Consider the following 16,661-nt stretch of genomic DNA (forward strand, 5'->3'; position numbering starts at 1 on the left):
TATTCGATCAGGCGCGGGGCGGCCACGACCAGCAGCCGGACGCGGGCTCGGCGGTGAACGGCACCTCACCGGGGAAGAACATGCCGGTGGGGTTCAAGACGCAGAGTGACACGAACGGGTTTCCGTCTTCGTCCGAATCGTGGACGGCGGTGATGATCGCGGCACGGGGCTCCGGGTAGTACTCGCCGCCCGGGTATTCTCCACCGGGCGCACCCTTGACGTGGTAGTGCACGGTGCGGCCGATGCTCGGGGTTTGCACGAGCGCGCGGGCATCCCGCTCGAATTCCTCCGAGTCGAGTTTGAGCTTGACGGTGATGCTGCCGATTGATGCGGCCATGCTGTCCTCCTGCAAGGGGTTGAAGTGTGGGGTGAGGCCGCGACGGTGTGCGCCGCGGCCTCAGGTGGTGCTGGGCTACTTGGCCGGTGGGGTCTTGCCGGCGGCGGCGAGGTCAGCGGCGGCCTTCGCAGCAGCCTCTTCCTCAGCGAGCGCAGCAGCAGCGAGTTCCGCAGCGGCAGCCTCGTCGGCGGCGCCCTCGGTCTTCGCGGCCTTCGCGATGAGCTTCTTCGCCTCGGCGGGGTCGATGGTCACCCAACGCGCGAGCTCTTCGAGGTCTTCGCGGGGTTCGTCCGAGATGATGATCTGTTCGCCCGGTTCGAGCGACTGGTATGCGTGAGCCATGATTCTGTTCTCCTATTCGGGAGGGAAGGTGAAGGGGGAGCGGGCGGCCGCCGAAACGACCGCCCGCAAGGGGTGCTACACGGTGCGGTTAGCGCCCTTGAGCAGCACGGCGCGGTTCGCGTCGAGCAGCTTCACGCCGAACAGCATGTCCGCCGAGATGACGGTCTGCTTGTACTTGATGTCCCAGCCGTACGAGATCCGGATCGAGAGGCCCTTGTACGAGACAACGGCCACCTGACCCACGTTCGCGCCGGCAGGCATCTGCAGCGGTGCGGAGCCGAAGGCCAGCGCGGTCTTGTGGAAGGCCAGGCCGATCTCGGTCGTCGGGTCACCGATGGCCGGGGCTACGGGCGGCTGGCCGACGTTGCCGGTGCGGAACGCCTCGAACCCGAACAGGTCCCGGCCAAGGGAGCCCTGACGCAGAGCCGCGGTGTCGCCGCTCTTCTCGGCGCTCTTGACGATGTCGCTGTTGAGCCACTTCGCCTTCATGGTCGGGCCGACGACCGCGAAACGCTCGGACTCGGGCACGGCCTTGAGGTCGAGCAGACGCCCGGCCTCGATGAGCACCTCGGGCTTGTCCCACGTCTGCAGGTCCGCAGTGGCCTGCGTGCCGAAGCCGGCGACCTGAGTGACGCCGGAGCGCAGCCCAAGGATCGTCTTGTCGATGTCCTGCGCGATGGCCTCGATCATCGGGTTGAGCAGCTGGACCGAGAAGTCCGCGATGCTCAGCGTCATGTCCTCGTCGGTGACGGGAACGGACACGTCCGCGATGCTGTTCAGCACCAGAGGGATCTTGCCCTCGGTCGCATCCTGCAGCTCGATGCCGGTCGCACGGTTGAACCGCTTCGACTGGAACACAGCGGGCGTGCGGATGTCGATGGTGTTGCCCTTGGCCTTGGTCGCGAACTCCGACGTCAGGTCAGTGTGCACGAGGCCGTGCATCGGGGTGGATTCGTACAGGGTGGCGAGCGCCTCTTCGGCGATCTCCTGCACGGTAAGGAGGGTGTTAGCCATGGTGGTGGCCCTTCTGCGCTACTTGGTAGCGCGCTTTTCGCGAATCGCCTTGCGACGTTCGTCGATGGTGAGCGGGCCCGGGGTGGGTGTTCCGCTCGGTGGTGTTCCTCCGCTGGACGGGGCCACCTGGACGGCGCGCAGCTTCGGGTTTGACGCGACCGACGTCTTCACGAGTTCGTCCACTAGGGAGCGGTACTCGGCATCAGTCGTGTCGATGGCCGCGAGCTTCGCCTGGAAGCTTGCGGAGTCTGTGAGGAGGTCGTAGTCGGCGCCATGCTTGCCGACGACCTTGAGCAGGGCGTTGTCGAGGCGTGCAGCCTTGATGTCTGCGCCCTGCGTGGTGATGGTGGAGTCTTTCTCCTGAATCGCGGCCGACAGCGACTCGACCGTGGTTTCGTCCTCAGCAGCGACGAGGCCGAGCTTCTGGCCCAGCTCCTTGTACGCGGCTTCGCTGGCGGTCTTCCCGGCGGCCTCGGCGTCTTCCTTGCCTTTGACGCGGGCGGCGGCGTTCTCGTCGCGGAGCTTCTTCACGTACGCAGCATCGAAGGTCTCGACGGGTGGAGTGACGACCTCGGCGGGCGGTGCCGGCTTCGGAGGGACGACCGGCTCGGCAGCCACCACTGGGGGAGTGACGGGCACAGCCGGAGCTGCACCCTCTTCCCCCTCGATGAAGCGGATACCCATCAGGGCGAGCTTCGATGGGCGGAAAGGGCCGAACGTGTGATTGCGGATGGTCATGGTGCTCCTTCGCGGCTCCTGGCCGCATTGGTGACGACTGCCCCTGCGGCAATCGAAGTGAGTGGTTAGCCGGTGAACGTGGTCGGGTCCAGTGCGGAACCCATGCCGTTCTCGGCCTTGATGAGGTCAGCCTCCGCCTGCGCTTCTTGTGCGGTGAGGTTCGGCTGTACAGCGCGCACACCCGAGATGACCGAGCGAACCCGCGCGAGCATCTCGGCCTGCGTGGTCTGCGCCCGGACGAGCGGGTTGACCTGCGACACCTCAGCGAACGTGATCTTCGGGAGGTCTTCGATCAACGCGCCACCCTTGCCGGGGAACACGAGGCCGTCGATTGCCAACGCGGTACGGGCGAGCCGTGCAAGAGCGGGCCGGACGTACAGCGCCTTCTTGTCGCGGGTGCGCTCACTGTCGGCCTTGTCGTCCGTGACCTCGGTGGCGGTCTTGGTGCCGCCGTCGTGGATGCCGAAGTGCGACACGGAGTAGCCGGCGGCCATCGCAATCTCACGCTTGAGCGCGACGATGGTGTCGAGGTGCTCCTGCACGCGGATCGCGAACTGGCTGATGGTGATCTGCCCGCCCTTGCCGTCATCAACGAGGCCGCCGAGAGGTGAGTACACCTGACGGCCCATGTCGAACGAGCCGCCCTGGCCGCGACCGTTGAGCTGCAGGTACGACTCGGGGACCGACAGTCGGCCCATGCCGTTGTCGAAGTCGCGCATGAGGGAGGACCAGAGCGCGTTGATGCGGGCGAACAGCGGCTCGAGTCCGAAATAGTCCGACCGGCCGAGGTTGGCGAGGTCGCCCTTCCGGTCCCAGATCGGGTGCGGAAGAACGTTGGGCATGTGCTCGACGGTGAGGTACGGCACACCGGTCTGCACGACGACGTCCATTGTCTCGGCCATGGGCAGGGACTCAGCGTCGACGACGGGCAGCAGCGTCAGGTAGTGCTCGGTCTCCGTGATGGTGTTGAGAGGGACCTGCTTGCCGCGCTCGCCCTTGCCGCCCTTCCAGAGGCTGAAGGTGATCGAGCCGGGCGCGTGACGCTCCATGAGCCGGTAGCGGTCATCCTTGCGCTCATACTCAGACCACAGCGTGACCGCCGAGAGAGCGCCGTGACGCCACTCGGGAATGGCGCAGTCGGCGCGGTACGCGCGGAACCAGACGTGGTCGCGGAACGTCTTGTCCCACACGACAGCGAGGTACGTCCAGCCGTGAGCGGCGGAGTACTCGCCGGAGCGGAGCAGTTCAGCGTGTGCGGCATCCGAGGACATGATCTCGTCGAGGCGAGCCTGCGCGCGCTTCCGCTCCGGATCGGCAGCGATCGTCACGCCGTCCTTCTGTGTGTCCATGCTGTCGGGCAGCACGATCGAAGGGGCCTCAGCGAACAGCAAGTCGGAGGACAGCTGCGCAAGGTCGCCCGCGACGGGGATGGACAGCGACGAGCGGTTCTCACCGGTGACTCCTACCGGTGTGCCGACGATGCCAGCAGACACGGCGCCCATAATTCCGCCGCTGTACGGCTGGCCGCGGTGCATGTGCGTGGCCGGCGTGCCCTGCTGGTCAGGCAGAGCGTCGACGTCGTTCGCGTACAGGGCGTCGTAGATGAGGAGCTGCTTGAAGGCAACGTCGAGCGGAGCCGGGGGAAATTGGTCAGCCATGAGACCTCCAAGGGGTTGTGACCCCGCAGGGTGTTAGGCGGCTTCGAGTGCGTACTGCCAGTTCGAGCGGGGTGTGTAGATGCCGTAGCGGCCGGCGTCGAGGGAGTCGTCTTCGTCCTTCACGACTTCGTCTTCGCCCTTGGCGGTGGCTTTCGGATCCCACCGGTACTCGGTGATCTCCGAAGCCCAGCCCTTGCAGCGGTCGGTGACGAGGAGTTGATCGTTGGAGAGCAGACGGGAGATCGCGCCGACACCTTTGAGGACATCGTTGTGAGCGGTCTGCAGGGACATCTCGTTGAACTTCCGCAGCTCGGCGGAGAAGTGTGCGGCCGCCGGGTCGACGATGGTGTACTCCGGGGCGAACTGCGCTTCGTGCGGGGAGTGATTCTCCCGAGTCCATGCCCGGTACAGCACCGCCTGGTCAGACGGGGCGAGTGTGGCACCGTAGTGGTCGCGCGGGTCGTAGCGCCATTCGTCCATCAGAACGAGCCGCGGCTTCTTCTCGGCCGTGATGCCGACGCGGAGAGCAGCGGAGGTGTGCGAGACAGCGAAGTCGATGCCGTCGGCGAGGACGCGGGCGATACGTGGCATCTTGTCGAACTCGATGACATGCCGCGTCGGATCCCACATCGGATAGACAGCGCCGGCAGCGTTCGTCCACTGGCCGAGGATCATACGGTCGTAGAAGACACCGGAGAACGAGCGCTTCATGCGCGCTTCGTAGCCCTCGGGCAGCTTCGGGTTGTCGGCCATCGTCAGGTGGAAGTGAATGACGTCTTTTTCGTCGGCCTTGAGGATCCATTCCTTGCGCATCCAATGGTTCATGGATGCCGGGTTCATCGTGGCGAGGATGCGGGCGCCGTCGACGCGGAGTCGAGTGACGAGCATGTTCCAGAACGCCTCAGGCAGCAGCGTGGCTTCGTCCACGAGGGCGAGCACCACGGTCTTACCCTGAATCTTCGCGACGGACTCGGCGTTGTTCGCGCCGATCAGCAGAACCTCCCGGCCGAGGATGACCGCCGACGTCGCGCCCGGGGTGTAGGCGACCTGGTTGCAGATCGTCGCACCAAAGATGTCTCGATCCTGCAGCAGCACGAAGATGTTGGCGTAGATCGTCGCGATCGTCTTGCCGACGACGATGATCAGGCCCTTGCGGGGAGCCATGCGAACAGCGATCAGGAACGCGATGACCTGCGCCACCGTCTTGCCGGCCGACACAGCGCCAGACCAGAGCGAGATCGTCCGCTTGGCGCTATCCACGATAGAGAGCAACTGCTTGCGAGAGACCTGACGCAGCAGAGCGTCAAGCTCCATCAGTCGGTGTCTCGTCCTGAGCGCGCAGAGCATCGGCAGCAGCGGCGAACCCAGCCGCCAGAGTGTCGAGCGTACCGACCGCTTCGTCGAGGCCTCCGTTGTCCTTCTCGAGGATGCGCGTGGACTTATCGAACGCGACGCCGGCCATCATGAACACCGACCGCTTCACCTCGACCGGAGGGACCGCGAGAGTGTGCTCCTCGTAGGTGTTGTCCTTGCCTCCGAAGTTGAAGACCAGATACGGGTGAGTCAACGAGTCGACCTCGGCATGAGCGACGACCATCAGCTTCTGGGTGAGCAGCATCCGCGACTCAGCGAGGTCGATGGTGTGAGCGCGCGTCGCGAGGTCCGTCTTGGATCGATCGAACGATAGCCCCTCACGCTTCGCCCACTTCGACACCGTCGACGCAGCGAAACCGAGCGTATCCGCAATACCGCGGCAAGAGAGGCCAGCAGCATGCAGCGCGAGCGCCTCAGCGCGTTTGGAGACGAACGTTGCCTTGCGCACGACGATCACCTCGGTTTCGGATTGTGGATGCACGGCGACGCCTGGACGCTGTGGGGAGAGTGCGTGTGAAGGACGCGGCTCGAAGTGTCGGCAGCCGTTCGTAGACTCGACCTGGCGGTGCGATTGCAGTGCTACGACGAGAGGGTGTTGATCATGGACGATTCACAACGAGCAGAGCTTGAGGCTCAAGTCGCAGACCGGAAGAGTCAGGTGCAGGAGGCGTGGGCGCGATTCATCGCTGAGGAGCCCCAGTTCGTGCGGACGGAACTGGAGTCCCAGGCGCGTCTGACTGCTATTGAACAATCCGCGGTGACGTCGACGGTTCCGGGTGGCGTGCCCAGTCTTCGCGCGGAGATGGCGGCAGTGATCTCCAAGATCGTGGAGTCGACTGACGACTACTTCCGTGCGGTGTCGGACGAGGATATAACGAACGGATGGAACCGGCGCGGAGTGGGGAAGGGATTCAATCAGCTGGTTCAGCCGTTCGGAGATCTACTCATCGGACTTGGATTCGATTCGGGGAGCAAACCTGCGCACCCTGGGCTTGGCGGTGACTGGTATTTCTACGGCGAGAGTAACTTCCACACCAGCCTCCAGCGTCGCGGCGGGGGGCTGCCGATGGCCGAGTCGTTCGCTCCATACGAGCAGGCTGTGGAGCGCCTGCGTCAAGGTGAGGACGTACTCGAGAAGCACAACGCGACTGTCGAGCGCGCGAACGTCGCCGCGAGCTGGGACGCTGGCGAGTAGCCGAAGTTCCGGCGTGCTACCCGGTCTGCTTGGTACAAAGATCGGGTGACTTCCGCGTCTTTACGTTTGATGATGCGACTGGGCAAGCTCGGGAGATGCTCTAAACCCGTGATTCCTGAGCATTTGTACCAAGGCGTGCGAGGTTCTACACCTCGTCAACCTCGTGTTCGGCGTCGAACTGAGCGTTGTACGCTTCCTCGATCTCGGCAGGGTTCACGGCTTCGCCACCAGGCTGAACCCGATACGTGCTGTCACCGGGGGCTTGGTGTCGTGGTCGAACTGCATTGCGCGCTGTGTGATGGCGATTGCTCCCTGTTTGTCCGGTTCGGGAGCGACTTCTTCGACCGTGTGCCGGTGGCCAGAGCGCCATTCCTTGACCCGCGAGAACCGCGCTGTCTGGATGAAGGCACCGCAAGAGCATGACTCGCGCATGGCAGGGCCTTTCGTGAAGGGTTCCGGCACGCCGCGCAGGTATCACGGCACACGAAAGGGATAGCGCCTCAGGTGGTCCTTCACTGCAATGCGGACAGTGTCGACGCGAGCGTGTCGGAAAGGGGGACCGTCCTGGGGAGTAGCCGGGGCGGGCGAACTTGGGGGCTACTCGTCGCGGCCGTAGGCCTTATCGCGCGAGTTGCGGGCGACTCGAATGAGCCGGTTGATGCCTGAGCGGTCGAAGTGGACGCCGTTCACGTAGACGCCAGGCAGCTCGTGACCCCACGAGATTGTGAGGGCAGGTTCGGTACCGTCGCCTTCCACTGCAGTGGCTGGCCAGAATGTTTCCTTGGGCATGGTGTCTCCGTCACGGAGTAAACCGCATCACGCGGTCTGCCCGGCATTGTGCCGGGAAGTTGGGGTGCGTTCGCGAGGCCGGTGGATATACCGCCCGGCCCCGCTCTGCGCTGATTACTGCCCGCTCTGTTGCCGCCGCTGGGCACCGCGGTGGACGGCTGTTCCCGTTGGGTTCAGTGGCAAGTTGGTCCCGGCCGCGACGTTCACCCGATGGTGCCCTCGAAGGGCCTCTTTGGTTGCGGGGATGCGTGGCCGGAAGTGTGGGGTTGTCCCAGTGGGACACCTGCGGGACATGCCCGGGTGTCCCACTGGGACAAGAAAAGCCCCGGTCACATCCACCGGATTCGGTGGGAAAGACTGGGGCTTGTTGAGCAGTTGCTACAGCTCTGCTGCTGCGTTCAAATGTACCACGAGATGAAACATTTCCACCTATTCACAAGCGAACTCGTTGGGCGGGTTTCGATCAGCCGCGCACCTCGGGCTGCTGCCCGTCGAACAGTGCCCGTTCCGTTGCGAGGACATCGGATCGTCGCACGAGCACGCGGCCGCCGGACTTCATGCGGCGCACGTACTTGAGCGACACCCAGCGCACGATCGTGGTGCGGCCGGTCTTCGTGACGGCGATCGCTTCCTTGATGCTCATCCAGTCGGCCGAGGTCGTCACGCCGCGCCCAGAGCCGCGCACTCGGATGCTTCCTTCGCCGCTTTCTCTCTCGCCCTGGTCTCCGCCTTGATGCGCCGCTTCACGATTGCCCGTGCTGCGCGAGCCTCCGCAAGCTGGGCGGCTTTCGTCTTGCGAATGGCCGAGGTGACCTTGTCGAGTTGCGAGGCCGCGAGGATGGCGTAGAGCGTCGGGTCAACGACGAACTCACATGCCGGCGTTGAGCAGGCAATGTGAAGGGGCCCGTCGAACTCGAGCGGCGGTTTCCACACGAGGCTCAGCTGGCGGCATTCCCAACAGCGCACGTTCTGGACCCGGTGTTCGACATCGGCGAACGGATGCTGTGCGAGCGCGTGCTGCATCGTGCGGAAGAAATGCACCGCGTCCTCCCCGCCCGCCTCACGAGACACCCACTCGTTCACGTCGAAGTCGAGTTGAGCCTCGGTGACGGCCTTCACGTCCTCAGTCGTCGCCGTGCTCAAGAAGCCGGGCGCCGGGTGCCCTAACAGCATGATCAGTTCGTCAGCCATGCGCCATGTGTTCGGCACCGGGAGGATCCAAGTGGCCGCCGCGCGCACGCCGTTCTTGTCGAGTTGCTGCGCCCGCTCCACCGATCGCAGGTGCGTGATCATGTCGAGGGCGATCTTCAGAGCGCCCCTGGTCTTCTCGAAGCACGTGTAGCAGAGCACCCCGAACTCGGCGGGTGCCGGCAAGCACCCGCCACACTCGTTGCTCGTTGGGTAGGAGCATTCGGCCTCACGGTCGTACTGCCATTCCATGCCGTCGCAGTTACTGGCGTGCTGGCCGTTGACGATGCAGCTGCGCACGTCGTCGAGATCGTTCGTGATGCAGACGAGGGTCATGTCCTGTCCCTAACTCGGATGACCCACGTCATCCGTTGCGGTTGATATTCGGCTTCTTCGAGGTCGTCGGCGTCGAGTGTTCGCCCGTCGATGATGCGAGAGGTGATCTCGTTCACCACGTCTTCCTCGCTCATGATTGCCAGGTCGGATTCCTTGATCCGGAACTCGATGCTCCGGTCGGGTTTGATGGTCAGCTTCACCCGGTCACGCATCGAGCGGATGGGTGCCGGGTGCTGGCCGGACTCGATTGCGCGGCTCACGTGCGGGCCAATTGCCGGTTGATCTGTTCGACCACCTCAGCGGGGAGTGTTCGTAGCCCGAGCGCGCCGCAGTACGGGATCGGCTCGGCGAGCGGGCGCGGGTTCGCGAGTTCCATGTGCCACATGCGCCCGTTCGACTCGGCCCACGGCGAGCACAGTCTCCGGTCCGAATCGCACGAGTCGCGGATGCCATTGGGCACGCCGGTCTCGTAGCAGCGCGGAATCGGGGTGTCAGTAGTCCGGTGCACACCCGCAAGATCGACGACGCCGATGATCGCACCACGGGCTTGCCACGCGGCGGCGGGGATAAGTTCGCCCACCGGCCAGAGCCCTTGAGCACTGGTATCCGGCGTTAGCCCTGCGTGAATGGCAACCGGACCGCGATAGTCGCCCGCGAGGTTCCGCACCCGGTTCTCGACATCCTTCCCGCCGTGCACGATGGCCCACGCCCACGGCTGCTTCACGGTGAGGATTCTCACTTGGTCACCGCCCGGTACGGATTAGCGTGCGGATGCTCCGCGGCGTTCGAGTCCGTGGACAGGCCTCGCTCATCGAACAGCGCGTCGGCGTCGCCCGCTTCGTAGCCCTCGTCCCAGACCTCGGCATCGTGCGCGGCCCGGTCAGCGGCCACCTTCGCTCTCGCTGCCCTCATGACACTGCCGAACATCTCGCGGTCCTTTGCGTCCATCGGCTCGGCACCGCGCACGCTGATGACCTCGCCGTCGACCTCGACCGGGCGGCACTGGTCGGCGCTCATCGTTCGGCCTCCGCTTCGGCTCGTAACTGCGCAGCCTGCAGTTCCAGTTGAGCGGCGGCGATGGCTTTGTTGATCGGCTTCCCGTCGTTGCCTCGGCCAGCCCTGCACCAACTCGGCGAGTACTTGTGCGCCGGTCCGTCGCAGTAGCAAGTCGCCATTACTCGCTCACCGCCCGGTACTCGGCAGCCGCTTCGGTCATCTCGCGATGCACGTCGCCGTAGACCTGATCGACGCTGGACGTGCCCGGTCGCTCGTTGCCGGTGTACGGGTCCAGGTTCCAATTCAGCGGGGGCATCATCTCGTCGCGCGCCTTGTCCAGCGCGGTCGCCGCCACCTCCCGATCGTGCGCGGCCAAGGCGTCAGTAGGCGACTGCGCGAGGATGCCAAGCATCTCGTCCTGCTGCACCCACGTTTCGCCGTTGTCGCTGCCGTCCGAACGCATGCAGACCGTGAAGGGCTCAATGGACTTGGCCGCCGCGATCACCGCATTGGCCGCGTCCAGTTCGATCCTCATTCCCGTGACCTTCGCGAGCATCCACACGTAGTCCTTCTCGCGACCGTACTTCTCGGTTGCGAGTTCCGTCGTGCATACCTGGTGATCCGCGACGACCGCAGACCGCGCCGCAAGAAACTCCGCGTTGACCTCTCGGGATGCGTCGCGCTCGGCGATTGCCTTGTCAGTCGCCTCGATTGCCTTTCGTGCCGTCGCCCATGCGATCTTCGCGTTGAGCTTCTGCGCAGTCGTCTCACTGGTTGCCGCCGCGTGCCCCAGCCGGAATTCCGTTTCCGGGTTGCAGCTCCGCGTCGATCCCCGCTTGGCCTTACGAGCTGCCCAGTCTTCATCTGCTGTGGTCATTGGTCTGCCTGCTCTCTCTCGTTTGTCGGCCACTCGACCGGTTTTGATGTTTCGATGCGCGCTGTGACGCCCCACTCTTGGAGGTCGTGCAAGACCCGCTGCGCTGCCGCCTTGCTGAAGTAGTGCTTCCGCAGAGGCACTCGCGGGACATTCATGATCGGGGCGTCGAAATCGCCGATGGTGTCGCCGGGCTTCTCCGGGAATTCCCAGCCGGTGCCGTTGTTCGATTCCTGCGGCATCCACTCGGTGATGTCCAGCGACTCCGGCAGCCATGACGGCCATACGCCGCCATCGTCGCCGAGGTAGCGATCGACCGCGGCCTGCCAGACCTCCTCGGGCTGATCCTTGAACGGCTTCCCGTCCGGCGTCGGCCATGCGTCGATGACCAGACGATGCACCTTCACGAGTCGCCCCGCTTCATCTCTGCCCGCACGGCTTTCCAGTGCTCTACGTCATCGCAGAACCCCAGCTGAGTCGCCAGGGTGATCATGCGGTCCAGTTGCGGGATCGTGTAAGCGCTCACTGAGTGGCCCCTCGCGCAGCCTCGGCCGCAATCTCCTCGACCACGCGATTGAGGGCATCGACCGGCCAGCCTTCATGGTTCGCGCCGAGCTCGTAGGTCGCGGATTCCTTGGCAATGATCGCCAGGACACCCGTGATCGCCCCCGCTTTCGCAGCCGCCACTACAGCAGCGATACCGGCATCCAGTGACGCCTGCTGCACTTCGGTCGTGAAAAGCTGGTCAGGCGGAAACGATGCCTCGCATGCGTTGTGCTCGTCAATAAAGATGGTTTCGTAGTCGATCATGTTGTCTCTTTCGTTGTGGGGGCTAAGCCCCGGTGGTCGTACTCAAGGGCGGCGGCTACGTAGTCGTAGACACAGAACACGGTGCCGGGGATGCGGCGGAAGGTGTGATGACTTGCCGGATGGGGTCCACGTCATGCGCCTACTGCAGGGGCCTCGCGCGACGCCGCGCCGCCTGGAAATGCCTTTTACCATATAAAAGCTGAGAAGTGGCTGTGAAGTATGATATACTGTCACTATGGCTCGGCATATCGCCCGACCAAAACTGAAGAAAGATGGACTCAATGCCCGCTACCAATCACCCCAGCAATCTGACTGAGCAGAACCTGCCTGTGCTAACCAATTTGCCCGCCATGATCATCAACGGCATGGGAAACTACGGCATCATCGAGTACGACAGCATTGAACTTGCTGCCTCCTTGGCGGATCGCGCATTCAAGCGTTGGGACGAACTGCCGGACGATCCTGACAGCATTGAGACGCTCCGCTCCGCCGTGAATAATCTCGCTGACGCGATAAGCACAATTTCTGGGCAGCTGATGCAGCTCGAACGCGGGATCAGCACTGGCAGAATCGCAGTGGCAGATCGCGGCTAACGCCCTCATGCGGCGAGCCCGAACACTGCACCCAGCGACTCGGCGACGGCGGCGCCCAGGTCTCGGGAGTTCGGCGGGGTGACGGCGTTACCGCTCTGCTTGACCTGCTCGCGCTTCGTTCCAAGCAGCACGTAGTTACCGGCGAACCCCATGCCGCGCTTGATCTCGTCCGGGGTCAGCATCCGGAAGATGCAATCCTCGATGTCGACCGACCCCGTGAGCAGCGAATACCGATCGACGGTCGTCAGCGTGCGGTGCGGTTCCGTCGTGGGCGCCGGGATGCTCGTGCCGTAGTACGGGACCAGCAGCGACTGGTGACCGGCCGTAGTAATGGTCCTGAATTCCTCAGTCGCCGGTGTCGTCATCTCGGCACCGCCAGTGTTGTTCCGCATGACGAGCGCATGATGGTTGCCATTCGCTGCGACGGTATCGATCGGGGAGCTCGCGGGCTTCGCGACGCCGTGGTTACGTAGCGGGATCACGATTGCCGTCTCGTTGCGGGTCGACTGCGTGCGCATCGGCTCGGATACCAACCCGGCTGACTTGCCCTCGCGGCCCTCGACCGGGATGAGCAGCCCGTCAGTCTCAACGGTCGTGCGTGTCGGCATGGGGTCGGTCAGCGAGGTTGCGTCGTCGCGCCAGGTCCCGCCGCTGGGTACGAGCAGGCCCTTCGTCTGGGCCGTCGTCTGCGTGTGCAGTGCCGCGTGACCGGACTGCACTGTGCCGTCGCCACGGATGCCATCCGTGATGAGTGGATGCGGTGCGGCCGGCTTCCAATACCGGTCGACGCCCTTTTCGATGCGGGTCATAGTCTTCGGTGACAACGGCTTCTCACGGTCGCCAATGCGGGTGCCGTGAATGTTGAAGTCGATCGCCGACGACGCCGGCAGCCATCCGGGCTCAACGACGGCCGCGCACTGACCGCACCGAAACACGTACTGCGCTTTGTACCGACCCCAACGTTCGGCCTTCTTGAACGTCTGCACGGCCTTGATCACCCCGTGCGTCTCGCACAGCGCCATCGGCCGCGTCCACTTCTCGAGATTCGGCTTCGTGTTGCCCTTGCGCCAGAACACCACGTACATGCGGTCACGCGACTGTGGCGCCGGATCTCCGAGCGCCTGAGCGTGCATCGAGTTCACCCACGCGATCTCGTGGTCGTAGCCGAGGGACTCCATCGCCATCAGCCATGCGGGGAACTGCACCCACCGGTAGGCGTCGACGACGTTCTCGATGATGATCGCCTTGTATTGGTGATACTCGGCGAAGCGGGGCACATCCCACATCGTCGCCCGGGAGCGTACGGCCGCGGCGTCGGGCAGCTTGTCAGCCATTCCGGGGAGCTGAGACTGCAAGTCGCGCTGCCGTTTAATGCCTTTCGCCACCGAATGGTTCGTGCACTCGGGACTCGCCCAGAGAATGTCCGTCGTCGGGAACCGCGACGGCTCGACCTGGCTGATGTCCGCCGAGTCGTGATCCGTCTCGGGGTGGTTGATTTGGTGCGAGTCGATCGCCATTTTCCAATGGTTGGCCGCGATGACGACACGGTAGCCCGCGGCCACGAGGCCCGACGATGAACCGCCGGCCCCGCAGAACAGGTCCGTCACCGTCAGGCCATTGCTAATTACGGTCGCGCCGCCGAAGGCCGGCCGATCCAAGGTTGTCGTGCTCATGATTCCCTCTCTGGGGTACGAGTAAAGGCACCGACCAAGTGGCGGGTGCCTTGTGAATAGGTGGGCGATTTTGCTATGCAGCGGGGTTCTCCGCGACGTCGATCAGGTCGAACAATGTCGGAATTGATGCGCGCGCGTCGTGACGGCGCAAGTACACCAGCGAATCAGCGACAGACGCAGGATTGAGCTCCGACCCATGTGCGCGGCGGCCAGCCTCAACAGCACAGAGCGCCGTGGAACCGATCCCGTTGAACGGGTCGTAAACCAAATCGCCGGGGTTCGAGTACTCCGCGATTAGCCGACGGGGGATGCCAAGCGGAAACGGGCAGATGTGGTTCTCAACATCCCTGCGTTTCTGCTCCGAGTTGAGCGTGTCGATGCGGAGAATGTCGTGCCACACGTCCGATCGCCACGACCCCGGATTCAGCGACGCGAACGAACCGGGGAGCGCGTTTTTTGCCAGAAGGAGCTCGGCCAGGCGCACGTGCTCGTCGTAGTTATAGACGGTAGCCAGGGCCTGCTTCGTGAATAGGCGAGTGCGCGTCTCGGGGTCGAGGGCGGCGAGTTCGTCAATAGACAATAGGCGATCGCCTGACTCGCGCCACTCAGCCGCAGCGTCTATCTGCCACCGGCCAACGGAGTAGTCACCCTTATCCTTGACGATGCGCTCGTCAGCCCACCCGACCGCGCGGTTCGTCTGCGGCTTGTGGAACAGGAGGATGTACTCCGGTGATCCAACGCCCATCGGCGAGTGATCCTTGAGCATCTTCGAGTACGACAGCCGGTACGTTTGGGCGTTCTCACGCACGACATCGGTGGTGACGGTGATCATCCCGTAGTAGTCGAAACCGTGGCTGGTGTAATGGGCGATCGCTTCCGCGTGAAACATGGAGACGGTGTAGACGCCGGCACCAGTGACGGACCCGAAAAGCTGCCGGTCTTTCACGTGCACGGCCATCATCCGGCCCGGCATCAGGCACCGGTACAGATTGGGAGTGAGGTAGTCGTTCTGCCACCAGAAGTGCGCGTTGTTGTCGGTATGCCCCATGTCGGCGTAGTTCGGCGAGTACTCGTAGTGGTTGCCGAATGGGATTGAAGTTACGATCAGGCCGACAGAGTCGCTTTGGAGGTGGTCGCGAGCCTCCGCTACGGAGTCGTTGAGTGCCACTGTCCACGCGTCGCCGGTGAACACCTCGCGTTCGACGCCCATGGCACGGGTGAGTTCTGCGCTGATCGCGGTCGGGTTCAGGCCGAACTCGCGCAGCACGTCTGACATGGTGTCGGTGAGCTCGTCGTGCTCGCGCCACTTGCTCTCCAGCTCGGCCCGCACTTCAGACTCGGACTCGGCAAAAATCAGATGCACGTCGCACTGATGCGTCTGGCCGAATCGTTGAATGCGGTGGATGGCCTGGATGGTCTGCTCGAACTTGTAGGTGACGCCGACGAAGATCGACGTGTGAGCCTGCTGCAGGTTCAAGCCCTTACCGAGCATTACCGGCTTGCCGATCAGCGCGTAGGTCTCCTTATTGCGCCACTCGTCGAGGCGGCGCTCTGTCTCGTCGTCGGAGAGCCCGCCATACACTGATGAGGATGTGAAGCCGCCCTCCTTGAGTGCCCGCTGAATCGCGTCCTGCTCGTCGTTCAGGTCGCACCAGAGGATGATCTGCGCGCCCGGTTCCCAGAGGTGATGACGGCGCACGAGATCCATGAGCGCAGCCACGCGTGCGTCGAGGGTGTTTCTCTTCTCCCTCGCCGCATCCACCATGGACAGCGCCCCACCGCGCACGAGCACGCCCTGCCCGTCGCGTTCAACCTGATCGGACTGCATGTCAATCTCGACCTGATGCCACTCCACGATCAGCTCGGGCAGGTCGTAACCAGCGTCAGAGAACCCGAGGTCGGAGGGCCGCTGCAGAAAACATGCCCAGGTGTTCAGCCACAGCCAGAATTCTCGCTTTTTGTGCGGGTGTAACTGTAGGTTGCCTGCCTTGGATGGGTCGCGCTTGAAGAACCGAGTGAGGGCCGCGCCAGTATCCATGATGCCCAGGAACCCTGCGTAGTGGATCAGTTCTTTGTGCCGGTTCGGTGACGGCGTGGCGGTGGCGACGAACCGGAACGGCACCGAAGCGAACATGCCGAGGAACTCTTGGTACGTCTTCGAGCCGAACGACCGCAGCACGGCAGCCTCATCGAGAGACACTGCAGTGAAGAGGTCAACGTCCAGGCGCCCGTCACGCACGGACTCGTAATTGGTGACGTAGATCCCGGCCCAGTCCGGGTCGACCTCTTCCGTGCGTCGTACGAATCGCACCTCAAGTCCAAGCAGGTCACGGCCGTCGCGGATCAGATCCCCACGCACACCGAGAGGCGCGACAATCAGCGCTCGAGTGAGCTGCACCGGCGACTTCGGGTGTGTGAGGATCAGGCGCAGAACCTCAAGCTGCATGATCGACTTGCCCAGACCGTACCGCGCGAAGATCGCGCGCCGGCCGCCGCGGACCGCCCACTTCACGATCGCTGCCTGATGCGGCTTGAAATTCGGGCTGCCGTCCTGGAAGATCGGCGAAAGATCAGCGTCGTCGACGTCGAAGCCGAACTTGCGATCGAAGGCGACCTTGTCGCGGAGGAACGATGGATAGTCGAGGGATTGGTCATTGCCGGTGTTGAGGGTGAGGATGCTCATGGTGTCCTGCTCTCTGTGAAATTGTCGGGCGGGGGCGACTTGTGCCGCCCCCGAGTTACGC

At 63.8% G+C, this 16,661-nt stretch carries 22 protein-coding genes; 2 read left to right on the plus strand and 20 right to left on the minus strand.

The features are described 5' to 3' along the window. Positions 1-7: 7 nt before the first annotated feature. The 7 genes from CJ028_RS01440 to CJ028_RS01470 form a co-directional block, all read right to left on the minus strand. Positions 8-337, minus strand: a complete 330-nt coding sequence (locus CJ028_RS01440; RefSeq protein ID WP_205683909.1) for a hypothetical protein — start codon at positions 335-337, stop codon at positions 8-10. Between the two features lie 75 nt (positions 338-412). Continuing rightward, positions 413-679 carry a hypothetical protein gene (locus CJ028_RS01445; protein ID WP_105033501.1) on the minus strand — a complete coding sequence of 89 codons (267 nt, stop codon included), beginning with the start codon at positions 677-679 and terminating at the stop codon, positions 413-415. A gap of 75 nt (positions 680-754) precedes the next feature. Further along, positions 755-1,693, minus strand: coding sequence for a major capsid protein (locus tag CJ028_RS01450; RefSeq protein WP_105033502.1), 939 nt, complete (start codon positions 1,691-1,693; stop codon positions 755-757). An 18-nt stretch (positions 1,694-1,711) separates the two neighbouring features. Continuing rightward, positions 1,712-2,431 (minus strand): hypothetical protein, encoded by a 720-nt coding sequence (locus tag CJ028_RS01455; protein WP_105033503.1) that lies wholly within the window; start codon positions 2,429-2,431, stop codon positions 1,712-1,714. Positions 2,432-2,496: 65 nt separating this feature from the next. Then, a complete protein-coding gene (locus CJ028_RS01460; protein ID WP_105033504.1) occupies positions 2,497-4,089 on the minus strand; it encodes a phage portal protein in 1,593 nt (530 codons plus the stop codon). A gap of 33 nt (positions 4,090-4,122) precedes the next feature. Then, the gene (locus CJ028_RS01465; RefSeq protein WP_161498862.1) at positions 4,123-5,403 is read right to left on the minus strand and encodes a PBSX family phage terminase large subunit; all 1,281 of its coding nucleotides are present in this window, start codon (positions 5,401-5,403) and stop codon (positions 4,123-4,125) included. Next, positions 5,393-5,944 (minus strand): helix-turn-helix domain-containing protein, encoded by a 552-nt coding sequence (locus CJ028_RS01470; protein WP_161498863.1) that lies wholly within the window; start codon positions 5,942-5,944, stop codon positions 5,393-5,395. The genes CJ028_RS01465 and CJ028_RS01470 overlap by 11 nt, the downstream gene beginning before the upstream one ends. A gap of 120 nt (positions 5,945-6,064) precedes the next feature. On the opposite strand from CJ028_RS01470, the gene CJ028_RS01475 reads away from it, so the two are divergent. Beyond that, a complete protein-coding gene (locus tag CJ028_RS01475; RefSeq protein WP_129590343.1) occupies positions 6,065-6,658 on the plus strand; it encodes a hypothetical protein in 594 nt (197 codons plus the stop codon). A gap of 213 nt (positions 6,659-6,871) precedes the next feature. Here CJ028_RS01475 and CJ028_RS01480 read toward each other — a convergent pair whose 3' ends face one another. From CJ028_RS01480 to CJ028_RS01525, 11 genes are all read right to left on the minus strand, one after another. Beyond that, a complete protein-coding gene (locus CJ028_RS01480; protein WP_105033508.1) occupies positions 6,872-7,090 on the minus strand; it encodes a hypothetical protein in 219 nt (72 codons plus the stop codon). Between the two features lie 165 nt (positions 7,091-7,255). Next, the gene (locus CJ028_RS01485) at positions 7,256-7,447 is read right to left on the minus strand and encodes a hypothetical protein (protein ID WP_105033509.1); all 192 of its coding nucleotides are present in this window, start codon (positions 7,445-7,447) and stop codon (positions 7,256-7,258) included. A gap of 463 nt (positions 7,448-7,910) precedes the next feature. Then, on the minus strand, positions 7,911-8,132 hold the full coding sequence (locus CJ028_RS01490) for a helix-turn-helix domain-containing protein (protein ID WP_105033510.1): 222 nt from the start codon (positions 8,130-8,132) through the stop codon (positions 7,911-7,913). Beyond that, complete coding sequence (locus tag CJ028_RS01495; protein ID WP_105033511.1) at positions 8,108-8,971, minus strand: hypothetical protein; 864 nt, start codon at positions 8,969-8,971, stop codon at positions 8,108-8,110. The genes CJ028_RS01490 and CJ028_RS01495 overlap by 25 nt, the downstream gene beginning before the upstream one ends. After that, entirely contained in the window at positions 8,968-9,231 is a 264-nt protein-coding gene (locus tag CJ028_RS01500) for a hypothetical protein (protein ID WP_105033512.1), read from the minus strand. The genes CJ028_RS01495 and CJ028_RS01500 overlap by 4 nt, the downstream gene beginning before the upstream one ends. Then, positions 9,228-9,695: an ASCH domain-containing protein gene (locus tag CJ028_RS01505; RefSeq protein ID WP_205683910.1), complete on the minus strand. Its 468-nt coding sequence runs from the start codon at positions 9,693-9,695 to the stop codon at positions 9,228-9,230. The genes CJ028_RS01500 and CJ028_RS01505 overlap by 4 nt, the downstream gene beginning before the upstream one ends. A gap of 11 nt (positions 9,696-9,706) precedes the next feature. Beyond that, positions 9,707-9,988 (minus strand): hypothetical protein, encoded by a 282-nt coding sequence (locus CJ028_RS01510; RefSeq protein ID WP_105033514.1) that lies wholly within the window; start codon positions 9,986-9,988, stop codon positions 9,707-9,709. 157 nt (positions 9,989-10,145) lie between these two features. Then, a complete protein-coding gene (locus CJ028_RS01515; protein ID WP_105033515.1) occupies positions 10,146-10,844 on the minus strand; it encodes a hypothetical protein in 699 nt (232 codons plus the stop codon). Next, positions 10,841-11,242, minus strand: a complete 402-nt coding sequence (locus tag CJ028_RS01520; RefSeq protein WP_129590344.1) for a hypothetical protein — start codon at positions 11,240-11,242, stop codon at positions 10,841-10,843. Before CJ028_RS01520 ends, CJ028_RS01515 begins: the two co-directional genes overlap by 4 nt. A 2-nt stretch (positions 11,243-11,244) precedes the next feature. Then, positions 11,245-11,367, minus strand: coding sequence for a hypothetical protein (locus CJ028_RS21670; protein WP_276309357.1), 123 nt, complete (start codon positions 11,365-11,367; stop codon positions 11,245-11,247). Beyond that, positions 11,364-11,651 carry a hypothetical protein gene (locus tag CJ028_RS01525; RefSeq protein WP_105033517.1) on the minus strand — a complete coding sequence of 96 codons (288 nt, stop codon included), beginning with the start codon at positions 11,649-11,651 and terminating at the stop codon, positions 11,364-11,366. Before CJ028_RS01525 ends, CJ028_RS21670 begins: the two co-directional genes overlap by 4 nt. A gap of 281 nt (positions 11,652-11,932) precedes the next feature. Between CJ028_RS01525 and CJ028_RS01530 the strand changes: the two genes are divergently transcribed. After that, positions 11,933-12,244: a hypothetical protein gene (locus CJ028_RS01530; protein ID WP_105033518.1), complete on the plus strand. Its 312-nt coding sequence runs from the start codon at positions 11,933-11,935 to the stop codon at positions 12,242-12,244. 5 nt (positions 12,245-12,249) lie between these two features. On the opposite strand, the gene CJ028_RS01535 is transcribed toward CJ028_RS01530, so the two are convergent. Both CJ028_RS01535 and CJ028_RS01540 read right to left on the minus strand, forming a co-directional pair. After that, positions 12,250-13,917, minus strand: a complete 1,668-nt coding sequence (locus tag CJ028_RS01535; RefSeq protein WP_105033519.1) for a DNA cytosine methyltransferase — start codon at positions 13,915-13,917, stop codon at positions 12,250-12,252. Between the two features lie 73 nt (positions 13,918-13,990). Continuing rightward, positions 13,991-16,600, minus strand: a complete 2,610-nt coding sequence (locus CJ028_RS01540) for a DNA methyltransferase (RefSeq protein ID WP_105033520.1) — start codon at positions 16,598-16,600, stop codon at positions 13,991-13,993. Positions 16,601-16,661 lie beyond the last annotated feature (61 nt).

The organism is Cryobacterium aureum, from assembly GCF_002954245.1.
Lineage (GTDB): Bacteria > Actinomycetota > Actinomycetes > Actinomycetales > Microbacteriaceae > Cryobacterium > Cryobacterium aureum.